Origin of the sequence: Kiritimatiella glycovorans (assembly GCF_001017655.1) — a bacterium.
Taxonomy (GTDB): domain Bacteria; phylum Verrucomicrobiota; class Kiritimatiellia; order Kiritimatiellales; family Kiritimatiellaceae; genus Kiritimatiella; species Kiritimatiella glycovorans.
Map to the genome: position 1 here is coordinate 1,270,712 of NZ_CP010904.1, position 22,409 is coordinate 1,293,120.

The 22,409-nt window shown below is 60.5% G+C and carries 23 protein-coding genes and 1 pseudogene; 11 read left to right on the plus strand and 13 right to left on the minus strand.

Annotated elements, in window-relative coordinates; genetic code table 11:
• Window positions 1-92 precede the first annotated feature (92 nt).
• Window positions 93-1,124: a phosphoribosylformylglycinamidine cyclo-ligase gene (gene purM / locus L21SP4_RS05280; RefSeq protein WP_052882969.1), complete on the plus strand. Its 1,032-nt coding sequence runs from the start codon at window positions 93-95 to the stop codon at window positions 1,122-1,124.
• A 180-nt stretch (window positions 1,125-1,304) separates the two neighbouring features.
• Here purM and L21SP4_RS05285 read toward each other — a convergent pair whose 3' ends face one another.
• Complete coding sequence (locus L21SP4_RS05285) at window positions 1,305-1,715, minus strand: site-specific integrase (protein ID WP_052881679.1); 411 nt, start codon at window positions 1,713-1,715, stop codon at window positions 1,305-1,307.
• A gap of 451 nt (window positions 1,716-2,166) precedes the next feature.
• On the opposite strand from L21SP4_RS05285, the gene L21SP4_RS12335 reads away from it, so the two are divergent.
• Together L21SP4_RS12335 and L21SP4_RS12340 are read left to right on the plus strand one after the other, a co-directional pair.
• A complete protein-coding gene (locus L21SP4_RS12335) occupies window positions 2,167-2,928 on the plus strand; it encodes a transposase (RefSeq protein ID WP_256381203.1) in 762 nt (253 codons plus the stop codon).
• 30 nt (window positions 2,929-2,958) lie between these two features.
• Window positions 2,959-3,726, plus strand: a pseudogene (locus L21SP4_RS12340) (transposase); the annotation flags it as partial.
• 36 nt (window positions 3,727-3,762) lie between these two features.
• Here the strand turns inward: L21SP4_RS12340 and L21SP4_RS05295 are convergent.
• The 3 genes from L21SP4_RS05295 to L21SP4_RS13480 form a co-directional block, all read right to left on the minus strand.
• Window positions 3,763-6,447 carry a sulfatase-like hydrolase/transferase gene (locus L21SP4_RS05295; RefSeq protein WP_052881680.1) on the minus strand — a complete coding sequence of 895 codons (2,685 nt, stop codon included), beginning with the start codon at window positions 6,445-6,447 and terminating at the stop codon, window positions 3,763-3,765.
• Window positions 6,448-6,499: 52 nt separating this feature from the next.
• On the minus strand, window positions 6,500-7,216 hold the full coding sequence (locus L21SP4_RS12910) for a hypothetical protein (protein WP_144413762.1): 717 nt from the start codon (window positions 7,214-7,216) through the stop codon (window positions 6,500-6,502).
• Window positions 7,217-7,547: 331 nt separating this feature from the next.
• Window positions 7,548-8,003, minus strand: coding sequence for a DUF4372 domain-containing protein (locus L21SP4_RS13480; RefSeq protein WP_074041391.1), 456 nt, complete (start codon window positions 8,001-8,003; stop codon window positions 7,548-7,550).
• Between the two features lie 136 nt (window positions 8,004-8,139).
• On the opposite strand from L21SP4_RS13480, the gene L21SP4_RS12350 reads away from it, so the two are divergent.
• Window positions 8,140-9,297, plus strand: a complete 1,158-nt coding sequence (locus L21SP4_RS12350; protein ID WP_074041392.1) for a substrate-binding domain-containing protein — start codon at window positions 8,140-8,142, stop codon at window positions 9,295-9,297.
• Window positions 9,298-9,496: 199 nt separating this feature from the next.
• Here L21SP4_RS12350 and L21SP4_RS05300 read toward each other — a convergent pair whose 3' ends face one another.
• Window positions 9,497-10,288 (minus strand): TrmH family RNA methyltransferase, encoded by a 792-nt coding sequence (locus L21SP4_RS05300; RefSeq protein WP_052882970.1) that lies wholly within the window; start codon window positions 10,286-10,288, stop codon window positions 9,497-9,499.
• A gap of 95 nt (window positions 10,289-10,383) precedes the next feature.
• Here L21SP4_RS05300 and L21SP4_RS05305 point away from each other — a divergent pair, with 95 nt between their 5' ends.
• A complete protein-coding gene (locus tag L21SP4_RS05305) occupies window positions 10,384-11,037 on the plus strand; it encodes a hypothetical protein (RefSeq protein WP_052881681.1) in 654 nt (217 codons plus the stop codon).
• A 94-nt stretch (window positions 11,038-11,131) separates the two neighbouring features.
• On the opposite strand, the gene ychF is transcribed toward L21SP4_RS05305, so the two are convergent.
• Window positions 11,132-12,232 carry a redox-regulated ATPase YchF gene (ychF, locus tag L21SP4_RS05310; protein ID WP_052881682.1) on the minus strand — a complete coding sequence of 367 codons (1,101 nt, stop codon included), beginning with the start codon at window positions 12,230-12,232 and terminating at the stop codon, window positions 11,132-11,134.
• Between the two features lie 301 nt (window positions 12,233-12,533).
• Between ychF and L21SP4_RS05315 the strand changes: the two genes are divergently transcribed.
• The gene (locus tag L21SP4_RS05315; protein ID WP_144413763.1) at window positions 12,534-12,746 is read left to right on the plus strand and encodes a hypothetical protein; all 213 of its coding nucleotides are present in this window, start codon (window positions 12,534-12,536) and stop codon (window positions 12,744-12,746) included.
• Between the two features lie 4 nt (window positions 12,747-12,750).
• On the opposite strand, the gene L21SP4_RS05320 is transcribed toward L21SP4_RS05315, so the two are convergent.
• The 4 genes from L21SP4_RS05320 to L21SP4_RS05335 all read right to left on the minus strand — a co-directional run bounded on the left by L21SP4_RS05320 (window position 12,751) and on the right by L21SP4_RS05335 (window position 14,977).
• Window positions 12,751-13,212 (minus strand): Fur family transcriptional regulator, encoded by a 462-nt coding sequence (locus tag L21SP4_RS05320; RefSeq protein WP_052881684.1) that lies wholly within the window; start codon window positions 13,210-13,212, stop codon window positions 12,751-12,753.
• Window positions 13,209-13,661, minus strand: coding sequence for a divergent PAP2 family protein (locus L21SP4_RS05325; protein WP_052881685.1), 453 nt, complete (start codon window positions 13,659-13,661; stop codon window positions 13,209-13,211). Before L21SP4_RS05325 ends, L21SP4_RS05320 begins: the two co-directional genes overlap by 4 nt.
• 11 nt (window positions 13,662-13,672) lie before the next feature.
• Complete coding sequence (locus tag L21SP4_RS05330) at window positions 13,673-13,939, minus strand: CPF_0552 family protein (protein WP_052881686.1); 267 nt, start codon at window positions 13,937-13,939, stop codon at window positions 13,673-13,675.
• A 102-nt stretch (window positions 13,940-14,041) separates the two neighbouring features.
• Window positions 14,042-14,977: a mechanosensitive ion channel family protein gene (locus L21SP4_RS05335; protein WP_052881687.1), complete on the minus strand. Its 936-nt coding sequence runs from the start codon at window positions 14,975-14,977 to the stop codon at window positions 14,042-14,044.
• A 145-nt stretch (window positions 14,978-15,122) separates the two neighbouring features.
• On the opposite strand from L21SP4_RS05335, the gene L21SP4_RS12705 reads away from it, so the two are divergent.
• The gene (locus L21SP4_RS12705) at window positions 15,123-15,758 is read left to right on the plus strand and encodes a rhodanese-like domain-containing protein (RefSeq protein WP_160300688.1); all 636 of its coding nucleotides are present in this window, start codon (window positions 15,123-15,125) and stop codon (window positions 15,756-15,758) included.
• A gap of 336 nt (window positions 15,759-16,094) precedes the next feature.
• Here L21SP4_RS12705 and L21SP4_RS05345 read toward each other — a convergent pair whose 3' ends face one another.
• A complete protein-coding gene (locus tag L21SP4_RS05345) occupies window positions 16,095-16,274 on the minus strand; it encodes a hypothetical protein (RefSeq protein ID WP_052881689.1) in 180 nt (59 codons plus the stop codon).
• Entirely contained in the window at window positions 16,271-17,680 is a 1,410-nt protein-coding gene (locus L21SP4_RS05350) for a purine-cytosine permease family protein (RefSeq protein WP_052881690.1), read from the minus strand. Before L21SP4_RS05350 ends, L21SP4_RS05345 begins: the two co-directional genes overlap by 4 nt.
• A gap of 245 nt (window positions 17,681-17,925) precedes the next feature.
• Here L21SP4_RS05350 and msrB point away from each other — a divergent pair, with 245 nt between their 5' ends.
• Entirely contained in the window at window positions 17,926-18,384 is a 459-nt protein-coding gene (gene msrB / locus L21SP4_RS05355) for a peptide-methionine (R)-S-oxide reductase MsrB (RefSeq protein ID WP_052882971.1), read from the plus strand.
• Here the strand turns inward: msrB and truA are convergent.
• Entirely contained in the window at window positions 18,320-19,111 is a 792-nt protein-coding gene (gene truA, locus L21SP4_RS05360; RefSeq protein WP_052881691.1) for a tRNA pseudouridine(38-40) synthase TruA, read from the minus strand. The two genes, msrB and truA, sit on opposite strands and share 65 nt — an antisense overlap.
• A gap of 190 nt (window positions 19,112-19,301) precedes the next feature.
• On the opposite strand from truA, the gene L21SP4_RS05365 reads away from it, so the two are divergent.
• From L21SP4_RS05365 to L21SP4_RS05375, 3 genes are read left to right on the plus strand one after another with little or no spacing between them, the layout of a single operon-like run.
• On the plus strand, window positions 19,302-20,171 hold the full coding sequence (locus L21SP4_RS05365) for a sulfide/dihydroorotate dehydrogenase-like FAD/NAD-binding protein (protein WP_052881692.1): 870 nt from the start codon (window positions 19,302-19,304) through the stop codon (window positions 20,169-20,171).
• Window positions 20,168-21,664 carry an NADPH-dependent glutamate synthase gene (gltA, locus tag L21SP4_RS05370; RefSeq protein WP_052881693.1) on the plus strand — a complete coding sequence of 499 codons (1,497 nt, stop codon included), beginning with the start codon at window positions 20,168-20,170 and terminating at the stop codon, window positions 21,662-21,664. The genes L21SP4_RS05365 and gltA overlap by 4 nt, the downstream gene beginning before the upstream one ends.
• Complete coding sequence (locus L21SP4_RS05375; RefSeq protein WP_052881694.1) at window positions 21,654-22,340, plus strand: 6-phosphogluconolactonase; 687 nt, start codon at window positions 21,654-21,656, stop codon at window positions 22,338-22,340. The genes gltA and L21SP4_RS05375 overlap by 11 nt, the downstream gene beginning before the upstream one ends.
• Window positions 22,341-22,409 lie beyond the last annotated feature (69 nt).

Here is a 22,409-nt window from a genome sequence, read left to right on the forward strand (position 1 = left end):
ACTCCGATCCTCTTGCCAGAGTGCGTGTGCGCGGATAGGGTTGCTTTTTTGAGGAAGAACCTTACACGCCTACAGGAAGGGGTCTATTGTTCATGAGCGACCAGAACAACTCCGCATACGCCCGCGCCGGCGTCAGCATCGACACGATGGATGAGGCCCTGAAGAGGGTCGGTCGGCAGGTGAAGTCGACCCACACGGAGGGCGTCGTCCCCGCACCCGGCGCGTTCGGCGGCCTGTTCCGTTCGCCGGGCCGCGACTCGCTGCTCGTCAGTTCGGTCGACGGCGTGGGCACCAAACTCAAGGTCGCCGCCATGGCGGGGCGACATGACACCGTAGGCCGCGACCTGGTCAATCACTGCGTCAACGATATCCTCACCCAGGGCGCACGGCCGCTTTTCTTCCTCGATTACCTGGGAACCGCCCGACTGGAACCGGGCGTGTTCAATGACGTGATACGGGGATTCTCACGCGCCTGCCGCGAAAACGGCTGCGCCCTGCTCGGCGGCGAGACGGCGGAGATGCCCGGCCTCTATCCCGAGGGCGAATACGACCTCGTGGGAGCCATCGTGGGTGCGGTCGAGAAGAAGAAGCGGATTACCGGCAGGGATATACGGCCGGGCGATGTATTGATCGGTCTGCCTTCCACGGGCCTCCACACCAACGGCTACACCCTGGCCCGCCACGTCATCTTCGAGCAGGCGGGCAGGAAGCCGGACGACCTGCTGCCCGGAACCCGGACCACGTTTGCCGAGGCCCTGCTGCGCGTTCACCGGAGTTATCTGCGCCCGGTTACGCAACTGATGGAGTCCGTCACGCTGCGCGGGATCGCCCATCTCACCGGCGGCGGGTTCATCGACAACATCCCGCGCATCCTGCCCGGGGAAGTCGACGCGGTTGTGGAGCGCGGAACCTGGCGCATACCGCCGATCTTTGAATTCATGGCCGAAGCCGGCGAGGTGAGCGAAGACGAAATGTACCGCGTCTTCAACATGGGAATCGGCATGGTCCTGATCGTCCGCCCCGAGGAGGCCGAGCACGCGCTTACACAACTGAGGGAGATGAAGGCCGGAGCAAAAAGGATCGGGACCGTCGAATCCGGTCGCGGACACACGCGACTCGTATGAAAGTGTGCTTTCCATCGACGCAGTCTCAAAAAAGGGAAGGAACCCCATGAAGACAGCCATTCGGTTTATTTTAGTGTTCCCCGGACGCCGGCAGGCGTCCGGGGAACGTGCAGATCACCAGTGGCCGGAGCGCAGCGTAGACCGTCTGGTGCATCTGTCTTGTTCTGCTCTCATCTGCTTTTACCCGAGTGCCTTGAGCGCCTTCTCGTTGATGATTCCCTTCTCTGACGCGAGGAAGGCGAAGAACTTCTTCAGTGCTACCCGTAGGTCGTCGGGTGTACTTGAGTCCCAGACCTTTCGCTTCCACCACGCCCGGAAATGGCTGTTGACCATTCCACGGGTGATTTCCGAAATGTCCTGTACGTCAGTGTAGCGGCAAATGAACTCCACGAACATCTCGATAATGGAGGCGTGTTTCCGGGCCGTGCGTTCACTGTAGCGGTCGGCCAGATGGTCATAGAAATCGGCCTGAAGCGCCATCAGATGCTCTCGGAAGGGAGCGCGCTCCTTCTCGGCTGCCTTCATCAACTCGAAATACTCTTGGAGTTTGTCCCCTGGGATAGACACCCTTCCCGTGTAGACTTTGGCCATCGGTTATCTCCTGGCGTGGTTTTGTTTCGTGCAGAACGCCTGAGGCACCTGCCGGTGAGGAGCGTAGCGGATCACCGGTCAGGTGAACTCAGATGTTGTGTGCCGGGCGTGCCCGGCTGCTTACTGGTGCTGTCTGGAATACAATGACCCCTGTTCCGGACAAAGTCCAGTCCCAGGCGTCGCAGCGATTCTCATTATGGCTTCACCCTTTTCGGTCGGGGTGGCACCCGACCCTCCCAGTGCCCGAAAATGCGTCGGATATCGACTCGGGAGGGACGGCTGCCACGCCGTCCGCGGTCGGAATGCGGCCATAATGAGAACTGCTGTTTGATTATTGGTTGCTCTGCGACCGTCTGAGCTGTACCCTTATTCATGGAGCGTATCCTTTCTCCCGGCTACTACCGGGGTGTTCTGATCTCGTGAATCAGAAGGATACGCTCTTCTCTTACTCATCCACAACTTTCGGTTATACCTCCCCCTTGGACAAGTTGAACCGTCTGCAGCAGGAGATGTTTTCCGTGACTGGCTGCGTGGTGAAATGCGAACCCTGATCGCCGATATTCTGGCTGAAGAGGTCACAGAACTGTGTGGTCCGGCCTACAAGCCGGCAGGGGACAGAGGCTGCCGACGTGCCGGCGGAACCCGCGTAGGACTTCGAATTGACGGTATTGATGAGGAGATCCGCAAGCCGCGTGTACGTCGCCATGAGGCAGACACATCGAAGGAGGTCAGGCTTAAAAGTTACGACGCGGTCAACAGGGCCGACGACCTTCGTGACCGTATCTTGCGTGCCACAGCTGCCGGAGTCAGTTCACGTGATCAGAAAACCTTGTATCCCGATTCAGCGCCCGGACGCAGCAGGGTTTCCCGCGCCTGGATTGTCGAGGGCCGACAGCGCATACAGAAGCTCCGTGACCGCGACCTGAAGTCCGAGAGGTTCTTCTGCATGCTGCTGGACGGCATTGTACTGTCCGAGGATCTCAGCGCCATTGTGGGGCTGGGCATTACGCTGGACGGCCGCAAAGTTATGCTGGATTTTGAAATAGGCGCACAGGAATCGACAGAAGTGTGTGACGCATTGCTCGACCGCAGCCGTTCTCATTATGGCCGCATTCCGACCGCGGACGGCGTGGCAGCCGTCCCTCCCGAGTCGATATCCGACGCATTTTCGGGCACTGGGAGGGTCGGGTGCCACCCCGACCGAAAAGGGTGAAGCCATAATGAGAATCGCTGGCTCGACCGGCTTGTCCACCGCGGTCTTGAGTTCGAGGGCGATCCGTTGGCGGTTCTCGACGGTTCTCGGGCACTTCATAACAGCGTCTTGAAGCATTTTCCGCGAGCGCGCATTCAACGATGCCTGGTGCATAAGGAACGAAATATTAAGCGTTGTCTCTCCAGGCGTCATCACGGCAGCGTGAGCGACGTTTTCAAGCGTCTCCGCTCCGTGGAAGGCGAAGAAGCCGGACGTGAAGCACTCGCCGATCCGGAACGCTTTCTGAGCCGGCACAGCCACAAGGCCCTGGAATCCCTGCACGAGGCCGGTGAGGAGCTCATTACGGTTCACAAGCTGAATGCGCCGTCCACTCTACACACCACGTTGACGAACACAAACTGCATCGAGAACCCGTTCCGAAACACACGCGCAAAAATCGGGCGGGTGAAGCGTTGGCGCGCAGAGACGGATCAGGCGGAACGCTGGCTGGCCTATTCGCTTCCGACAGCCGAGAAAGGGTTCCGTCGAATCAAAGGCTATCGTCAGATCCCGGTGCTTTTGAAATCCCTGGGCTGGCCATCGGAAGCTGTTGAGGCGTCGCTCCGCTCCGCCCTTGGCCCTCCGGGCCATCCCGCCTCCGGCGGGAACGGGCTCCACTCCACGACGCCTCACCCCCAGGCAGAGAGCGAAGCGAACTGCCGAACAGGGACTGGACAAGAGAATGACAAGGAACTACATCGAAATGAAGACCGAGACCGCCAACGAGTTTCAACAGGATTCGGGACATCCCCGAGGTAGTATGCCCCTTCTATAAGGACTTATCTCATCGATGATTTAATCTGAGAGGCGGCGCATAGCTTCGTCGGCGTCCCTCGCGGCCGGAAGATAGAATTCACGCATTCCGATGATTCGCTCCGCCCACCAGGCATCAGGGTTCTCGTATTCGAGGGCTCGCCCGAAAGTTTCCGCGAAAACGGCAGCGCCAGTCACATAGCCGACGCGATCCCGGACGATTTCCCGGAAGGCCGGGAGCGCTTCCGCGGCCAGCCCCCCGAGGCGTTGATGGTAACTCTGCGCCACCTTGATCCGCTGGTTGTCGCCCCGACACCGTAACTCCTCCGCCATAGCCGGAAAGGCCAAATCCTTCCGCCCGAGAAGGCAAAGGGCTTCGCCGGCCGCCAAACGAACTTCGGGGGCTTCGTCCTCTTCGAGACGGGCTTGCAAGTCCAGCAGGGCGGGCCTCGCCGATTCGCCCAAGGCCGTTAAGCCCTGCACCGCCCACCAGCGGACGGCAGCGTCCGACGAGTCCAAGTACGAACGAAATGCTTCGAGATCGGAGGGCTCGGCCGAAGCCACCCGATCGGCCAACCCGAGCAATCTTTCGAGCGGGAAGCGTTGCGGGTCGTTTCCGAGTTCCAACACAGGACCGTTCCCGGCGAGGCGGCGCATCTCGAGTTCGGGCAACAAACCGAGATCGCGGCTCTCGATCATCCAGGTATGCAGCGCACCGCGCAGGCGCTCCAAATCCGCTTGGAATGCCGGGTCATCCGCGAGGTTCTCTTGTTGCCAAGGATCGGCCTGGAGGTCGTACAACTCTTCGGGCGGCCGCAGCAAAAAGTGATGGCGAAGGCGACCTTCGGGCAGCCGATTCTCGATAATCGCCCGTTGAAATTCCGTAAGGAGAGCCGGAGCCTGGAGCACGGAGTAAGCCTTTTCGACTCCACGAAGGTGCGGCAGTAACCGCCGGATGTAGAGAAAACGCTCGTCGCGGACGGACCTCATCGGATCGAACCAAGTCCCAATCCGGTCTCGGATGCCAAAGACATACCGGCGCGGCTCAGCTTCCGGGCCGAAAAATGGCTGCCCCTGCATCGCCTCCGGGACGGGAAGATCGAGCAGCGACAAGAGCGTGGGTGCAAAATCCTCGAAACTCACCAGCTGCGTCAGGACGCTGCCGTCCGGGGGGAAACCGGAGGGCCGCCATTTTTCGGGGACGTGGACGAAAAACGGAACCCTTAGACCTTCTTCGTAAAGAAGGCCCTTGCCACCGCGCGCGCCCATTCCGTTGTCACCGAAGACGAATAAGATGGTGTCCTCCTCCCACCCGTTTTCCGCAAGAACCTCCAAGACATCGCCTATTTGGGCGTCGACCTCGGTGCCGGCCTCGAGGTATTGGGCCCAGTATTCCCGCGTCGCCGGAACGTCCGGGTAAAAGGGCGGCAACCGAACCTGCCCCCGCGACTGGTATTGCGCGGGCTGCAGGCGCGTGCAACGCTGCTGATGGTAAGCCTCCTCGTCATTCGGGTAGCCATACTGAGATTGATGGGTTCTGCCGAGGGAGTACATCGCGAAGAATGGTTGCCCGCCGGCCCGTTCGCGAATGACTTCAGCCGCGTCGCGAAAAGTTTGCGGAGCGGCTGACATCGGTATGTTCAGGGCCGCATCCCAACCCCTCGGCCAAGCATAGGGCGTGTCGAGATTGAAATCCCGTTTGTTGACCAGATTAAAAAATCCCTGCCCGGAAAGGATCGCAGGGAGGACCGGAACCCGGTCCCCGATCCGCACTTTGCTCCGCATTTGATGACCGCCGGTCGTTACCGGGGACATGCCCGTGATCAAAGTAGTGCGTGCAGGTGCGGAAACGGGGGCGTGGCTGAAGGCGTTTGCGAAACGGATTCCGTCGGCCGCCAAGCCGTCCAAATTTGGTGTGATTGCGTCCGGGTCACCATAGGACCCCACCTGAACCGAAAAATCCTCCATCATGAGCCAAAGCACGTTCGGCTGTTCTTTCTCTACCGACGAATTCGGTTCCTCGACCCGCGCTTCGCGCAGGAGGGCGACATCCGCTTGCCCGGTCACGTTGAAAGCGAGGTGAGACCATGCCGGGGACTCGTCTTCCCAAGAAAAAGAGATGGATGCAATCGTGCCCTCGGTGGTATTCCCGACCTCGGCTGTTCCTTTTCGGTTGACCGCATCCAACGAAAGACAAAGCTCCAGCTTGTCGCCCTCTGAAAAGCTCACCCGTTTCCTGCCTTCCGAGTGGAATCCTTCGACCGACCCGCCGACCTCTATGGTGCCATTCGGAAAGACGCGAATGAACAAACTGTCCGTGGAGCGCTGGTTAATCAATAAGCGATCGTCCGGAACGGCCGCCTCCAAACCCATGTATATCCCGCGCACTCCCTCGGAGCCGGGGGTCCAAGACCAGCGCGATAGAACCCGCGTCTCTTCGTCGAAGGAATACGGCAAGCGGAGCACATTTCCGAGGCGGCCGAGGTTCATATTTGCCCAAGCGCCACGCGAACCCGGCGAGCCTCCGAAGGAGGGACGACCTTGAACAGCCTGCCAACGCACGCTCGCTCCATCCGCCACAACCCCGTCGACAGGGTCGCCGACCAAAATCTCCTCCCGTGCGGAAACACCGGAACCAAAATCGAAGGTTTCCGTCAAAGCGGCTTTCGCTTCGCCGGCCATGGCTGCGAACCAGAGCGAGACCAAAGACAAGCTGGATAACTTCATGAAACTTCCTTAAGGCATTACTGGTGCCTCAATAATAGCTTCACAGCGACCGTTAGCACCGCCGCATGTGTCGGCGAAGCACCAACGCACTTAAGGACATTACAACAAATATACTAATCGATGTAGGCTCCGGAACTACAGAAATATTATCCATTAATACCGTCTGGGTTGTCGGTGTGCCGTTTCTTGCGACCATGCCGTAATAATAGGTTCCAGTAGCATCTTTGAATCCACCCCACAACGTTCCTTCAACCTCGGCTTGCTCAAGCTCTGTCGTCGTATAGGTGAGTGTCCACCTATTGGTATTGGTCTGGTCTTTAAAACGAGTCACCGTAAGTGTGGAGCTATAGTCTGCGTTGTAATTCGACAGCGATACATCTTTACCGCTCGCCGCGGGGCTCTGAAGTGAGTAACTGCCGTCCCAATAACTCAACTGAATATTATTCTCATTTACAGAAGAATTCAGGCTCTGACTGAAAGCTAATCCGGCCCGGTCACCCTCAGTTCCAAGACCGTGAATTTCAATGGATACGGTTTCACCGACATCAAACGTATCATCGTTACGCATCAGGTGCGATATAGTATTAAAACTGTTCGTCGGCGCAAAACGTTCGTTATCCCTGGCGTACATTGCAAGGTTGCTGGATCCAGAACTAATATAACCACTATAGTTTGCAGAGGTATCCGAACTGAAGTCATCAATTATACCACCGAAGACATAATTTGATATGACCAATACAGCTACACCCACGATATTTTGCTTCTTCATGATTACTCCTCTCTATTTTCCTAATTCAAGCAGACGTTTCTCCGCCTGACCTTTCCCTTCGAACGATATCGTTAAATAATCTGATGATATATTTCCATTTATAATTATTGCAATAATTGTGCATTGTTACACAAATGCGACATTCTCCGTGGCTCACCCCCATTTTTGGACTGCAGGTCGCTGAAAATATAGTGGACCTGCGCATCCCCGATTCCTCTTTTCGCGATCAGCTCCCACTTAATTCTGATGCCGTCGCGTAGCGGAGCCCGTCCCCGAAGGGGCGGCCCGGAGGTTCGTGGGTGGAGCGCAGCGACGGCATCGTCGGCACCCTTCAAGAGGGTGCTGCCTGTTGAGGCTCTTGCAGAACCCCTCGTGACGAACGCCGCAGGCGGGCGGTGCGAGGGGTTCTGTAAGTGAACATGGCGCGTCCGTGCTGGTCTGGGTGCGTCCGTGCGTGTGAGGGACCGAAAAGGGCTTCTTTTGAGCGCAAGGCCATTTTCGGATCGCGGGTCTCGTTCGCGTGCGAGAGGCCGTTGCGGCTCGGCGAATTTGCACCACGGATGCGGGCCATCGGCGCCCCATGGGCGCACAGCGCGTCCACAACGTCGTTCAGACCGATCGCGTGGGTGAATTTCGCATAGATTATACTCACCAGTCGGCTCCAGGGCGTGATACCCCTCGACTTGATCCCGTGCTTGCGCGCATCTTTCGGCACAATATGCGACGGAATGAGTTCACATGCCTGACGAAAAATGGCACTCTTGCCCGCGGCTCGACTGACTAGCATCACGCAATCTCCCCTGACCTGCTCTCAAAGAAGATTGTAGCCAGTTAGTCAGCCAGCGCAATTTCCGTACCTCTTGAGTGGGACGCTGGTACAATAGAATAGCAGGATATTAGGATTATAAGGCTAATATAGAAGCATGTCACACCTTAGCTGCACTCAAAATATTGCCGTTGTGATTAATCCAGAGCAACCTGTTGTCGTGCGACTATTTGAGGGCTTTTTTAACTATATTCAAAACACTCGAAAAGATTGGCGTTTGATTCCTTGCAACTCGCGCCACCACTCCGCCCCCAAAGATTTGGGCAACACCTTTGATGGCGCGATTGCCCTGCCACCTTACACCTGCTTCCTTGAGCGACAGCAATTTCCAACAGTTCTTATTCGAGATCAGACCTGCAACATTACCAGCGAAGTTAGCTGTGTTGAAATTAACCAGTCAAAGGTCATCAGCATCGGCGTTGAGCATTTATCTCATCTGGGACTGAAACGCATACACTTCTTAAGCGACATCTACGTCGATGGAATGGAGTGGCTTTTGCTAAGGGAGAAAATGTTCGGCACTGCCTGTAAAAGCATAGGCGCAGAATACTCCATATTTCGAGCAAAGAGTGGTCAGACAAACTCGGTTGATCGATTAATCGGCTGGTTAAAAACATTGGCCTATCCCTGCGGAGTTCTTGCAGCAAACGATTCCAAAGCAATGGATATTCTTGAAGCTGCCAGTATTCTGGGAATTTCAATTCCAGATAAAATGGCGGTCGTCGGCATTGACAACCACCCCATTATCGCACGGTATTCCACGCCGACGCTGACCAGTATTTCACTAAACTATGCCCGGATAGGATATGTTGCCGCCGAACTGCTGGATGGGCTGATAACATCCCGTGATACAACACCGCACACTCTCCGGTTTTCGGATATGCACCTGTATGAGCGAGAATCCTCCAACGCTATATTAATTCAGGATCCATTGCTTCAACGGGCCGTCGATTATATTTCCCAACACTTTAATAAGCCCGACTGCCTGGAAGGTATGTATAAAACCCTAGGAGCCAGCTCCGTGACCATAAATCGCCGTTTTAAACAGGAGCTGTCGTGCACGGCCGTGAAACACTTGGCACTTGTACGTATTCGTAAATCAGCTTATATGCTGAAAAACAGTACTAATACTATAAAAGAGATAGCATTCGCTACAGGCTTTAATACTCAACAATACTTTACACATGTATTTCGCCGTTATACAGGAAAATCACCTAAAGAATGGCGATATGATAACAACGGTATTAGCATGTAGTATACGATATATATCAGCGGTCACTTGAAGAGTGTACGCAGCTGGTGTTTTACGAGTTCCAGGTAGAAGCACGGATGATATCCTTGGATATATTGATTGTGACAAGCTCCTATTAGATACTCCGCAACTATGCCCTTACCGCTTTCATGACATCGAACGCATTACTTCAACGGGCGAAGCGTCGGCGCTGTGAGCGGGGTCACGGGGACGAGACGGGAGATCGCTGGCGCAGGGCCTCGTACATCATCAGCACGGCCGCGGAGGCCACGTTGAGCGAGTCGTTCCGGCCGCACATCGGGATTGAGACGAGCTCGTGCGAGGCCTCCCGGATCGTTTCCGTCAGACCGTACTGTTCCGCACCGACCGCGAGGGCGACGGAGCCGGTCATATCGCATTCGAAATAATTCCGTTGCGCACCCGGAACCGCGGAGATCAGACGGATGTCTTTCGCGGACAGCCAGGCAAGGGTGGTTTCGAGCCCGGCTTCGGCGACCGGCATGTAAAAGAGGGTTCCCACGCTCGCCCGGATCACGTTGGGATTATTGAGATCGGTTTTTCCGTCGCAGACGATCACCGCATCGACTCCGGCCGCATCGGCGGAGCGCAGAATCGTGCCGAGGTTGCCGGGTTTCTCGATCTGTTCGACCACGAGCAGCACCGGATTCGGGGGCAGCGCGAGGTCGTCCAGGCCGCGCCGCACGAGCGGGGCGACGGCGAGCAGTCCGTCCGGGCGGTCGCGGTAGGACATTTTCCGGAACACGGGTTCGGCACATTCCACCAGCTCCGCCCCCATGGACCGGCAACGCTCGATGAGTCCTGCTTCGTTGTCTCCCAGAAAAAGCGGAGAACAGACGAACAGCGTCTCGACCGGCCATCCGCTTTCCGCCGCCCGAAGCAGTTCGCGGTATCCCTCGACGAGCGTCCGGCCCGTCCTGCGCCGCTCCGAGGGCTTCCGCAGGCGTACCGCCGCCTTTACTCCCGGATTTCGCATGCTGTCGATCCGCTGCACCGGAACACCGCCTCTTGACGTTGATCGATTTCAGGACAAAACTTGTCGTACTGTAAGAGATAGCCCTGACGGATGCCATGCGAATATGGATCACAATCTGTGTAACGGTCTTATGGATCCTCCCGGCGGACGCCACGCGCGGATCTTCGGACTGGTCGCGCTATCAACCCATCCTCGAACGCCGTCCTTTCGCGGTAAAGATCGAGGCGTCTTCGTCGGATGGAAAATCGGCCGCGGCTTCACAGCAGAGCGAGGCGCTGGCCCGCGATTTTCGTCTGTGTACGATCTACGAAGGATTTGACGGAGACCTGCGCGCCGGCCTCATCCACCGGCGCTCGAAGAAGAGCATGATTCTCCGCATGGGAGAGACCCGTGAAGGGCTGCATCTCGACCACGTGGATCTTCAGACCGGGTGCATCACGCTCAGCAGCATCGACGGGCGCACGGCCGTCCTCGAACTGACCGCCGCGTCCGAATCCGCCCCCGTTCCGGGGCAACCGGGCACCGGCGACAAGATCTCGAGATCCGAACCCAAGGAAAAATCGCCTCGCGAGGCGCGGAAGTCACGCGTTCCGACTCCCAGGCCACAGTTGACCGGCGAGGAGCTGGAACAACACCTGCGGGAATACCAGATGGAAGTCCTCCGCAAAGGTCAGCCCCCGCTCCCGATCCCCCTCACCGAGGAAATGGACGATCAGCTCGTGCGCGAAGGCGTGCTGCCGCCCAGATAGGCTCCAGGGTGCGCTGACCGCGTCAGCACTTTTTCAGAGCGGTGATGCCGGATCACCGCTCTCCGGGACACGGCACAACGGTCTCACTGCTTTCTCACGTCCCCGCCAGAAACTCGATCACGTCGCCGTCGCGGACGACGTAGTCTTTTCCCTCTTCGCGCATGAGCCCTTTATCGCGGCAGCCCTTCTCGCCGCCGTGACCGATAAAATCGTCGTATGCGATCACACGTGCGCGGATGAATCCCCGCTCGAAATCGGTATGAATCTTCCCGGCCGCCTCTGGCGCTTTGGCGCCCCGGCGCACCGTCCAGGCGCGGACTTCCTTGGGTCCGGCCGTGAAGAACGTGATCAATCCCAGCGTGTGGTACGCGGCATGGACGAGGCGATCGAGTCCCCGTTCCCCCAGTCCGAGCTCCTCGCGCATACCTTCCGCCTCCTCCGCGTCGAATTCGCGCAGATCCTCCTCTTCGCGCGCACAGATCTCCACGAGGTCCACCCCGCGCTGACCGGTGCGCTCACGGAGCCGGTCGACCGCCGTTTGCGATTCGTGTCGTCCGGACGTATCGGTGTTGGCGCAGTAGAGGATCGGCTTGGCGGTCAGCAGCGGCACGGCCCGGAGAAGGTCGGCGAGAGGACCTCCGGGCGGCTCCTCGGCCGTTGTCGCCGGTCGGCCCTCGCCCAGCCGGGCGAGCAGGCGGTCGATCACCTCGATTTGCGCCTGCCAGGTGCGGTCGCCCCGCACCCACTTCTCCACTTTTTCGCGTCGCCGCTCGAGGGTCTCGATGTCGGCCAGCATCAGCTCGGTTTCGATCACATCCGCATCGCGGCACGGATCCATGCCGCCCCCGACGTGCGCGATGTTGTCGTCGTGAAAGCAGCGGATCACGTGCAGCAGGGCATCCGCGAGCCGGACTTCGGCCAGGAACCGGTTCCCGAGCCCTTCGCCACGGCTCGCGCCTTCCACCAGGCCCGCGATATCGGCAAACTCCACGGCGGTCGGCACGACTTTGGCCGGCCGCGCAATTTCGGCGATGGCCTCCAGTCGCGGATCGCGCACCGGAACCGCCGCACGGTTCGATTCGATGGTGCAGAACGGGTAGTTCGCCGTCTCCGCGCGCGCTTCCGTGGAGAGGGCGTTGAAAACCGTGGATTTGCCCACATTGGGCAGCCCTACAATGCCGATATGTACACTCATCCGTATCGCCTTCCGGTCAGGAGTTCCGGGCCGCGAACAAAGCGGCTTTCCGGTAAAGCGGGACACTCTGATCGATCACCGGCCGGAATTCAACACCGGGAGGCCCTGAACAGCGATTCTCATTATGGCTTCACCCTTTTCGGTCGGGGTGGCACCCGCCCCTCCCAATGCCCGAAAAGGCGTCGGATAACGACTCGGGAGGGACGGCTGCCACGCCGTCCGCAGTCGGAATGCGGCCATAATGAGAACGGCTGGGCACTGAAACCTCGAAATCCCGCCCGCACTCTGTTTCCATAACGGTATGGACGCTCTAATCACCATGGGGATCGCCACGCTCGCCGCCCTGATCATGCTCGGCCTGCTCGCCTTCGCCGTGCACCGGAACTCCCGAAGCCGTTCCCGGGACGATGAAGGGGCCGGCGAACGCGAACATTGCCCCTTCTGCGGGAAGGCGAAGTCCCGCGGCGATCGGGAGGACGGCGCCGTGAACGGGTCTGAAGACCCGGGCCGCTAGGGGTTCAGCCGCGGCGGCAGCGCGAGCACCGGCCCAGTACCAGGACCCGCCACGCCCGCTGCTCGAAATCGTGGCGGCGGCAAAGATCTTCGATCAGCGCGCCGAACGCCTCTCCCCCCACTTCGATATAGGCTCCGCACACCTCGCACTTCAGGTGTTCGTGTCGCGGCCGCTTGAAGATGTGCTCGTAGTGGGCGTGGGCCTCGGAGTCGACGATCTTGCGCACGAATCCGGATTCCAGCAGAAGATCCAGCGAGCGGTAGACGGTACCGCGGCTCACCCTGCCCTCCCCCCGTGCCAGCGCCGCCGCCAGTTCATCGGCCGAAAAATGATCGTCGCGCGCCAGCACCCCGGCAAAGACTTTCTTGCGGGCCTCCGTCACGCGAAACCCGCGCGAATGCAGGTGGCGGACAAATTCCTCCAGCGCCTCTTCACGCCAGTGCCCGTTGACCGTCGTCCGGCTCATCCCGCCACCGCATGGACCGCAAGGGCTGCAATGATGCCGGTGACCATGCCGATAAACACTTCAACCGGAGTGTGTCCGAGGAGTTCGGCGAGCTTGTGTTCCGAGAGATGATGTTCGGTGAACAGCTCCTCGACGAGCTGGTTCAGCAGCCGGGCCTGCGTGCCCGCCGCGCGCCGTACGCTCTGGGCGTCGAACATCACCACGCCGGCGAACGCCAGGGCCACCGCAAAAAGCGGAGTATCGAATCCCGCACTCAGTCCGACGGAAGCCGCGAGCGCGCAGACGAAAGCGGAGTGGGCGCTCGGCATGCCGCCGGTGCTCAGGTAGTAGCTCCAGTCCACGCGTCCCGACTTGCCGGTTTCGCGGATCAGTTTGACCGTCTGGGCCGCCAGCCAGCCGACGACGGCCGACCAGAGATCGAGATTCTGGAAAATTCCGGCATGATCCATCGCGCTCGCCCTCAGGGATGATCGAAGACCATCCGCTGAACTTCGACGCCCTCGAGCCCGTTCAACTCATTCATGAACTGAACGACCGACTCCTCGTCGTCGACCATATCGAGGATCAGCACCCCGTTCGGCACCGTCACCGCCCCGCCGAACTCGTGCAGCCCGAGCCGGGTCTTAATTTTGTGGCCGTAGCGGGTCAGGACCTCCTGTACGGACACGGCGTGCGAGACGCGGTCGCTGATGTGAATGCCCATGATCACGTGACGTTCTTCCTTCATTGCTGTCTCCTTTTCCGTGTGAACCGCTCCGGGCTCCCCGTGGTAAACTCTCCGTGATCCTAACGTCTGCGGGCGCGGGTGACAATCATACCGTGTTCCTCCTCAGGGTGCAGGTGCCCGGGGGCGCGTACCGGACTTGCCCTCTTCCGCGTTATTGTAGAACCGGCGTGTCGGATAGGCGAAATCGACATCGTCGCACTCGGCGAATTTCGAAAGGATCTCCTCCCAGATTTCCGTTTCGGAGCTTCGGCGGCGGCGCGGGTCCGTCAGGTAACGGATCGTGAGCGTCACCCCGGATTCGTCCACCCTCGTCCAGACGATCGGGGTCAGGTGTTCGAAGAAGATCAGGAACTTGCGCGCGGCCGCCCGGATCTGTTCCGCGGCGTATTCGCTGCGGATCGCCGTGTGCGCCTCGGCAATCTTCGCGAGGATTTTCTTGGCGCGGCGCCAGTCGCTTTCGAACGTGACCATGACCGGGATCTCGTTCCAGATGAAATGGAAGCCCTGCGTGTAGTTGCAGATCGTGTCCGTGAACAGCTTGCCGTTGGGGATATGAATGATCCGGCCCGTGCTCTGGTCGGCCTGAACCCAGTTGCCGATCTCCATCAGGCTGAACTGAAACAGACGCTGATCGATCACATCGCCGGCATGACCACCGATGGCGACCCGATCGCCCACCGTGAACGGCTGCCGGATCGTGATGAACAGCCACGCCGCGAGATTCGAGAGCGGATCGCGAAGCGCGACGGCAAGACCCGCCGAGAGGATGCCGAAGTAGGCCGCCAGACCCTGTCCGCCGAGCCAGATCCGCCACAGGATCAGCAGCACGAAGAAACCGATCGCATAGGTGAGCGTTTTGCGCCCCACGTACCGCTTACCCACGTCCTCCACGCGCCAGCGCATCAGACGGCAGAGGAGGACGTAGGCGAGATAGGCCGCGATCAGGAGGGCCAGGGTCTCGACCAGCTTGAGCTGCACGGCAGGCGTGAGGCCCGCGTAATTCTCGATGAATTCCGCTATCCGGTAGAGGTGTTCCATTGGTCTGGATTACCCATACCACACCCCCGCTGCGGGATCGATTATTTTCATCTTTTTGACTTGCCATATGCCACTGTACTGGTATCATTACATTCAAAGTCAGGGAGCGGGGGGCAGATGCCCCTCAAACAAAAAGGAGGTCTCCATGAGAAAAAGTACCCTGAATACAATCACAGCGTCCGCAGTAGCATTGCTGCTGATCGGGCCGGCGGCTGGCGTGTATGCCGGTTGCGGATCCTGCGGGGGTGGCGAAGGCCACACCCACGAGGAACCCGAAATGAAGTCCTGTTCCTCCGGCAAGGCCGCGTGTCCGTCCAGTAAGGGCGAGTGCGGAACCGGCGGGAAGGCGTGCGCCGACAAGAGCGAGGCGAAGTGCGCCCAATCCGGTCCGGCCTGCGAAGGGGGCGCATGCAAGGCGGACTACGGACGCAAAGGTCACCAGGGACAGGCCGAAGCGGACGTGGCTAAGCTCAACACCGCCGCCATGAAGGCGGTAGTGGCCTCGGGCGGGGCCGTCATACTCGACGCGCGCAGCGGGAAGTACGACGACGGACTGCGGCTGCCAGGCGCGAAGCAGCTCGCTCCGGGCTCGTCCCGGAAGGTCGTCGCCCGGCACATCCCGAACAAGCAGTCGCTCGTGGTGACGTACTGCAGCAACCTGCAGTGCCCTGCCAGCCACAAGCTGGCCAGGCATCTGCAGAAACTCGGCTACGAGAATGTCGTCAAATATCCCCAGGGGATCGAAGGCTGGATCGAAGCCGGAGGCAGGGTCGTCGAATAAAGCCACGGGAGCTGGCGTCTGAACTCTGAGTGAAGAATCGGAGGCAGGCGAAACGGCCGAGGGGGCTGCGGGAGTCCATGTTCCGCGGCCCCTTTTTTTGGTTCTTTGTGGATTTTGGTGGAACAACTGAAATCGTAGCGGCTGGATTAGAAATCCGCTCGCGTCACATCGTACTCGTACTCAGCGAAGCGGTACTCGTACTCGATTTTTTTGAACAGAGGGAGTGGGATCGCGCCTTCGGCGCTCCGAGTACGAGTAAGAGTACGAATTATGTTCACCCCTTCAAGCCCTTCATGTCCTTCAACGACACCCCACCAAAATCCACGAATAACTTTTTTAGCTCTCCGCGCTCCCCTTCCCCATCCAGAAAGGGGCTGTCGCGAACCACAGGACCGTCGCGACGGTCATACAGAGTTTCTGCATCGGCAGCGTGATCCACCCCGCCCAGAAGAGCGTGGACGGGACCGTCAGGAGAACGAGCGCCAGGATGGAGATAACTTTCAGAACCGTTCTCATGCCGCAGCCTCCCCTTCCCTTTTCTGCATCATGCGGCTGAGCGCCATATAGAGCACGGCCGCGATGAACCAGCCCGGCAATCCGAGAAAGAAGATTTCGATTCCTGCGCTCAAATTCAGGATCAGGCACACGCCCAGGGTAACAAACCAGGTCAGCGCCGGCGCCCAGTAAAAGTTGAGCCCCTTCTTTTCCGCGTAGAATTCGCGCAGGCCCATGCGTTTCATCAGGTGATGATCCACAAAGATCACCGCCCCCATCGGCATCAGAACGAGGCCGTAGAGCGCCACGAAGTTGAGCAGCTTCATCACCAGTCCCGGGAAACATCCGCCGATCGTCGCCATCAGTCCGGCGATCATGGTTACCCTGAAACGCGACCATTTCGGACGCAGCGCCTGGAACGCCAGTCCTGCGCGGTATATGGTGGGATTCGCCGTAGTCCATCCGGCGACGACCACGCACAGCAGACCCGCGAAACCCGCAATGTTCCAGGCCATCGGGCCGGGGGCGACCCCCGTCTGTCCGGGCGTACGCTGAAGCTGCAGCGCGTAGAGCAGCCCGGCGGCGATCCACGCCATGTAGTGTCCCACGTACATGCCGGCCGCGGAGGCGCTCCCGTACCACCACTTTTTCGCGAAACGCAGGACGGAGAGGTCGGCCATGCCGATATGCATCGCCATATTGCAGAACCAGGCGAAAAACACGACATGCCAGAACGTGAACGGAGTCTGGCCTTCGACCGGCGCGCCCTTCCAGACCGAGGTCGTCGCCACCCGCCAGAAATCGCGCGGGCTTTCCACGCCCAGTTCCGGCAGCGCGGCGATGCCGCAGGCGAGAAAGACGAGTACCATCCAGGGCGAGGCGATGTTCGCGAAGCGGGAAACGGAATCATAGCCCTTGGCGGCAACGACCGAGATCACCAGCCCTACGGCGAAGACCGCCGCCACCCAGCCCGCGCTGGTGGGGAGCAGGTCGGAGAGTTCCGGCATCGGCATATTGAACGGCATGCCCACCGCCGTGGCGGAAACGGCGATCATGGCGCCGGCGAGGAAACAGAACATCACGCCGTTGGCCACATTATAGAGATCGACCAGCCGCGGCCCGCAGATCTTTTCGAGCTGATAATAGAGGGTCATCCGCTTTTTGACCGCGATGGGGGCGGTGAGAAACATCCAGCTCAGGACGGCCAGCAGGTTCCCGAGCAGAAGACCCGTGAGCACGTCGAAGGCGCTGACCCCGTGGGCCACGAAGAGCGGGCCGATCATGAACTCGGTTCCGGCCGCGTGCTCCCCGGCGTACATGCCCACGAAACCCGAAAGACCCTTCAGCCTGTGCGCGGGTACGGGCTCGCGCTCGTACTCCTCGTTCGTCCTGCGCCTGCCGCGCTGCTCCGCCGCTTCCCCGGCCATCTTCACGCTCCATTTCACGTTACGAGATGCTAAAGCCCCGCCCAACCCCGCTTCGGAGAATGTAAGGATTTCATGAATGGGCGACAAGTACGAAGCCGCACACATTGAACATCCGGCGGCCAAAACGGTCTACTCATGCAGATAAGGAGACCCATATGGTGACATTCAAATCTTCGGGTTTGACGGTTTTTGTACTCGCCGCCGCCCTCCTGCCGGTCGGCTGTGCAGAGGAAGGAGAAAACGCGATGAACCAGGATAAGCGGGGCCCATTCACCTGCACCGACCGCGAGCTGCGCGAACGCCTGACCCCCGAGCAGTACCGGGTCACGCAGCACGACGGTACGGAGAAGCCGTTCGATAACGCCTACTGGGACCACCACGGGACCGGCCTTTACGTGGACGTCGTCTCGGGCGAGCCGCTGTTCTGTTCGAAGGACAAGTTCGAATCGGGCACGGGCTGGCCCTCGTTCACCCGGCCCGTGGAACCCGGCGCGGTCGAGACGCGCCGGGACCGGAAGCTGGGCATGGTACGCACCGAGGTGCGCTCGGCGGACGCGGATTCTCATCTCGGCCACGTCTTCCCGGACGGACCCGGGCCGACGGGCAAGCGGTACTGCATCAATTCCGCCGCCCTGCGGTTTATCCCTCTGGAGAAGCTCGAGGAAGAGGGATACGGCGAATACCTGAAGTTGTTCCATAGGTAACTCGCCACAGCACCAGTCCGTGGCCGGGGGCGGTGGGTACCTCGGCGGTGCGTTCGGCGGACTCGAGCACGGGCTTCACGTCGTCCGGCCTGCGCTCGCCGGTGCCGATGCGGATGAGGTAGCCCGCCAGGCTGCGGACCATCTTGTATAGAAAACCGTCGCCGCGCACGGCGATCGTGGTCTCGTGCCCGTGGCGGCGGATGCGCAGCGAGTCGATAGTCCGCACGGGATTCTCGACGGTTTTTTTGGGCCAGGCGGCGAAGGCGGTGAAATCGTGGCGGCCTATCAGCGCAGCGGCGCCCTGCTCCATCGCCTCGACATCCAGTCGCCGGGGTACATGGTGGTGGGTATGGCGGCGGTGCGGAGGCAGAACCGGTCCGTCCCAGATGAAATAGCGATACTCCTTGCCCGTGGCGTCATAGCGTGCATGGAAACCGGACGGCACGCGTCTGGTCTTCATTACACGCACGTCGGGCGGCAGAAAGGCGTTGAGCGCGTTGCGGATATCCGCCGCTTCCATCGTACGCGGCGCATCGAAGTGGACCGACTGCCCCCGCGCATGCACTCCCGTGTCCGTCCGACCGCTGGCGTGTACCCGCGGCCGTGCACCGAAAAGGCGCTCGAGCGCGTCCTCGAGCGTCTGCTGCACCGTCCGGTGGTGCGGCTGAACCTGCCAGCCGTAATACGCCGTGCCGTCGTAGGCGATGATCATGTGATAACGGGTCATGACTGACGGATGGCGGCGCGCCCGGAGAGCACGCCCTGCCCTTTCGTTTCTATGTGCCGCGCGCTCGGGGATCGCGCCCTGCCTCAGGATTCAGGTCTCCGCCTTCTCACTCATCATCCCTTTCATTCGCGACCTTGACCCCGGGATATGCGTCCACTACTCTTTCGCGCTCATCTTTACGGAGCTAAGCATGAATAAGGTTATCGCGAAAGAACAGCTTGCGGAAGAAGTCTATCGGATGCGGGTGCACGCGCCGCTGATCGCGGAGGAGCGCCGTCCGGGCCAGTTCGTGATCGTGCAGCAGGACACCGACTACGGTGAACGGATACCGCTGACGATTGCCGACGCGGACACGGACGAGGGGAGCATTACGCTGATCTTCCAGTCGGTCGGAAAGTCGACGCACAAACTCGCGGAGCTGGAGCCCGGCGACGCGATCAACAACGTGGTCGGCCCGCTCGGCAAACCCACGCATATCGAAAACTTCGGCACGGCGGTCTGCGTGGGCGGCGGGATCGGCGCCGCGCCGCTCTACCCCATCGCGCAGGCGCTGAAAGAGGCGGGCAACCATCTGACCGTCATTATCGGTGCGCGCAACGCGGAACTGATGATCCTCGAGGACGAGATGCGCGCGATCGCCGATGAACTGATCGTCTGCACGGACGACGGATCGCACGGGCGCAAGGCGCTGGTGACGGAGCCGTTGAAAGAAGTCTGCGAACGCGACCCGCGCCCGGACCTGGCTGTCGCCATCGGCCCGCCGGTCATGATGAAGTTCTGCGCCGGGACGACCCGGCCCTACGAGGTGCCCACCGTGGTCTCGCTCAATACGATCATGATCGACGGCACCGGGATGTGCGGAGGATGCCGGGTGACCGTCGGCGGCGAGACGCGGTTCGTCTGCGTGGACGGCCCGGAGTTCGACGGCCACCAGGTCGATTTCGATAATATGATCCAGCGGCTGGGCACCTATAAGCCGCTGGAGGACGATGAACACGAGCAATGCCATCTCGAGATGGCGGCGCGCGACAAAGAGCAAAGCCGGAACGAATCCTCATGAGTTATCAGCCCCCCGAAAAACTGCAGCAGGAAGCGGAACGACTGCTCAAGGAAGTCAATCCGCGCGCGAGCGAACTGAAGCCCAAAGAGCGGATGGCGATCCCTCCGCAGACGATACCGGAACAGGACCCGGCCGTCCGGCGGCACAATATGAACGAAGTCGCGCTCGGCTACACCGAGGAACAGGCCCGCCTGGAAGCCATGCGCTGCCTCAAGTGTAAAAACGCCCCCTGTATCGAAGGCTGCCCCGTGCGGATCGACATCCCCGGCTTCGTGAGTGCGATCGCGGAAGGCGACGACGACCGCGCGGCGCAGATCCTGAAACGCAACAGTCTGCTGCCCGCCGTCTGCGGGCGGGTCTGCCCGCAGGAGACGCAGTGCCAGGAGCACTGCACCGTCGGCAAGGCGCTCAAGGACCGCGACCAGGCCGTGGCGATCGGCAAGCTGGAACGGTTTGCCGCCGATCGCGAGCGCGAACACAACGGCGGGGCCATCCCGGGCATCCAGCCCGACACCGGGAAGAAAGTGGCCATCATCGGCACGGGCCCCGCTTCGATTACCGTCGCCGCCGACGTCCGCCGCGAGGGGCACGCGGTGACCATGCTCGAGGCGTTCCACAAACCCGGCGGCGTGATGATCTACGGCATCCCCGAATTCCGCCTGCCCAACGATATCGTCGAGGCGGAAATCGAAGGGCTGCGCAGGATGGGCGTCGAAATCAAGACGAACTTCGTCGTCGGCCGCACCCGCAAACTGAAGGACCTCATCGAAAAGGACGGCTACGACGCGGTCTTCGTCGGCACGGGAGCCGGACTCCCCCGCTTCATGAACATCGAGGGCGAAAACCTCGTCGGCGTCTACTCGGCCAACGAATACCTCACCCGCTCGAACCTCATGCGCGCCTACGAGCGCGACCGGGCCGACACCCCGATCCTCGAATCGAAACAAGTCGCCGTGCTCGGCGGCGGCAACGTGGCGATGGACGCCGCGCGCAGTGCGTTCCGGCTGGGCGCGGAGGAAGTGCACCTCATCTACCGGCGCACGGAGAAGGAAATGCCCGCCCGGGTAGAGGAAGTCGCCCACGCGAAGGAAGAAGGCGTGGAGTTTCACGTGCTCCAGAACGCGAAGCGGATTCTGGGCGACGAACACGGACGCGTCAAAGCGATCGAGTGCCTGCGGTACGAACTGGGCGAACCGGATGACTCCGGCCGGCGGCGTCCGGTCGCGATCGAGGGCAGCGAGTTCACGATCGACGTGGACACCGTCGTGGTCGCCATCGGCAACTCGTCGAATCCTCTGATCTCTCAGACGACGCCGGAGCTGAAGGTGAACCGCTGGGGGAATATCGAGGTCGACGAAGACAACCGCAGCTCGATGGACCGCGTTTACGCGGGCGGCGATATCGTGCTCGGCGCCGCCACGGTGATCCTCGCCATGGGCGAAGGCCGCCGCGCCGCGGAGGCCATCAACGCCCAGCTTCGCGATGAAGGCTGAACTCAAGGTTTTCGACAGCCCGCACGCTCTCTACGATCATACGGCCTCCGTCCTGCGCGGATGGATGACTAGACCTCCGCCGGGAGCCCAGCTGACGGGGATCATGCTGTCGGGCGGCCGCACCCCGCAAAAGGTCTTCAGCCGCCTTGCCGGAACTTCGTCCACGCTCCACCCGAAAGTAATGCTTTTCCTGAGCGATGAGCGCATGGTGCCCTTCTCGTCCGATCAGAGCAACTTCGGTCATGTGCGTCCCATGCTGAAGGCCTGGGCGGCGGGCGGCGAACAGCTGCTGCCGGTCCATACGGAATTGCCGCTGGAGGATGCGGCGGAACGGTTCGACCGCGACCTGGGGCAGGCCCTGCTCCGCGGCCTCCGTATCGGATTCGGACTCCTCGGGCTGGGTACGGACGGCCATACCGCCTCGCTGTTCACGCGCGAGGACGCCGCGCGCGGCGGGGACGAACTGGCCTGCGCCGTTCGCCGGGAGGACGAACCGGATCGTGTCAGCGTCACCCCCGCCCTGCTCCGCTGCGTACAACGCATCCGGATCCTCGCGGGCGGCGAATCGAAGCGTTCGATGATCGGGCGCCTGATGGAGGATCCCGATTCGATCCCCGCGGGCCGCGCCCTCCACGATCATCCCGACGTCGAGATATGGACGGAGCAAAGGCTGTAACCGGACCGGATCCGCCCCATACGACGGCTTGACGCCGCCTTGCTTCCGGCACGAGAATGGATCCGATCC

Coding starts and splice junctions, on each gene's coding strand:
- purM (WP_052882969.1), top strand. CDS start 93: ATGAGCGACCAGAACAACTCCGCATACGCCCGCGCCGGCGTCAGCATC.
- L21SP4_RS05285 (WP_052881679.1), bottom strand. CDS start 1,715: ATGGCCAAAGTCTACACGGGAAGGGTGTCTATCCCAGGGGACAAACTC.
- L21SP4_RS05295 (WP_052881680.1), bottom strand. CDS start 6,447: ATGAAGTTATCCAGCTTGTCTTTGGTCTCGCTCTGGTTCGCAGCCATG.
- L21SP4_RS12910 (WP_144413762.1), bottom strand. CDS start 7,216: ATGAAGAAGCAAAATATCGTGGGTGTAGCTGTATTGGTCATATCAAAT.
- L21SP4_RS13480 (WP_074041391.1), bottom strand. CDS start 8,003: ATGCTAGTCAGTCGAGCCGCGGGCAAGAGTGCCATTTTTCGTCAGGCA.
- L21SP4_RS12350 (WP_074041392.1), top strand. CDS start 8,140: ATGTCACACCTTAGCTGCACTCAAAATATTGCCGTTGTGATTAATCCA.
- L21SP4_RS05300 (WP_052882970.1), bottom strand. CDS start 10,288: ATGCGAAATCCGGGAGTAAAGGCGGCGGTACGCCTGCGGAAGCCCTCG.
- L21SP4_RS05305 (WP_052881681.1), top strand. CDS start 10,384: ATGCGAATATGGATCACAATCTGTGTAACGGTCTTATGGATCCTCCCG.
- ychF (WP_052881682.1), bottom strand. CDS start 12,232: ATGAGTGTACATATCGGCATTGTAGGGCTGCCCAATGTGGGCAAATCC.
- L21SP4_RS05315 (WP_144413763.1), top strand. CDS start 12,534: ATGGACGCTCTAATCACCATGGGGATCGCCACGCTCGCCGCCCTGATC.
- L21SP4_RS05320 (WP_052881684.1), bottom strand. CDS start 13,212: ATGAGCCGGACGACGGTCAACGGGCACTGGCGTGAAGAGGCGCTGGAG.
- L21SP4_RS05325 (WP_052881685.1), bottom strand. CDS start 13,661: ATGGATCATGCCGGAATTTTCCAGAATCTCGATCTCTGGTCGGCCGTC.
- L21SP4_RS05330 (WP_052881686.1), bottom strand. CDS start 13,939: ATGAAGGAAGAACGTCACGTGATCATGGGCATTCACATCAGCGACCGC.
- L21SP4_RS05335 (WP_052881687.1), bottom strand. CDS start 14,977: ATGGAACACCTCTACCGGATAGCGGAATTCATCGAGAATTACGCGGGC.
- L21SP4_RS12705 (WP_160300688.1), top strand. CDS start 15,123: ATGAGAAAAAGTACCCTGAATACAATCACAGCGTCCGCAGTAGCATTG.
- L21SP4_RS05345 (WP_052881689.1), bottom strand. CDS start 16,274: ATGAGAACGGTTCTGAAAGTTATCTCCATCCTGGCGCTCGTTCTCCTG.
- L21SP4_RS05350 (WP_052881690.1), bottom strand. CDS start 17,680: ATGGCCGGGGAAGCGGCGGAGCAGCGCGGCAGGCGCAGGACGAACGAG.
- msrB (WP_052882971.1), top strand. CDS start 17,926: ATGAACCAGGATAAGCGGGGCCCATTCACCTGCACCGACCGCGAGCTG.
- truA (WP_052881691.1), bottom strand. CDS start 19,111: ATGACCCGTTATCACATGATCATCGCCTACGACGGCACGGCGTATTAC.
- L21SP4_RS05365 (WP_052881692.1), top strand. CDS start 19,302: ATGAATAAGGTTATCGCGAAAGAACAGCTTGCGGAAGAAGTCTATCGG.
- gltA (WP_052881693.1), top strand. CDS start 20,168: ATGAGTTATCAGCCCCCCGAAAAACTGCAGCAGGAAGCGGAACGACTG.
- L21SP4_RS05375 (WP_052881694.1), top strand. CDS start 21,654: ATGAAGGCTGAACTCAAGGTTTTCGACAGCCCGCACGCTCTCTACGAT.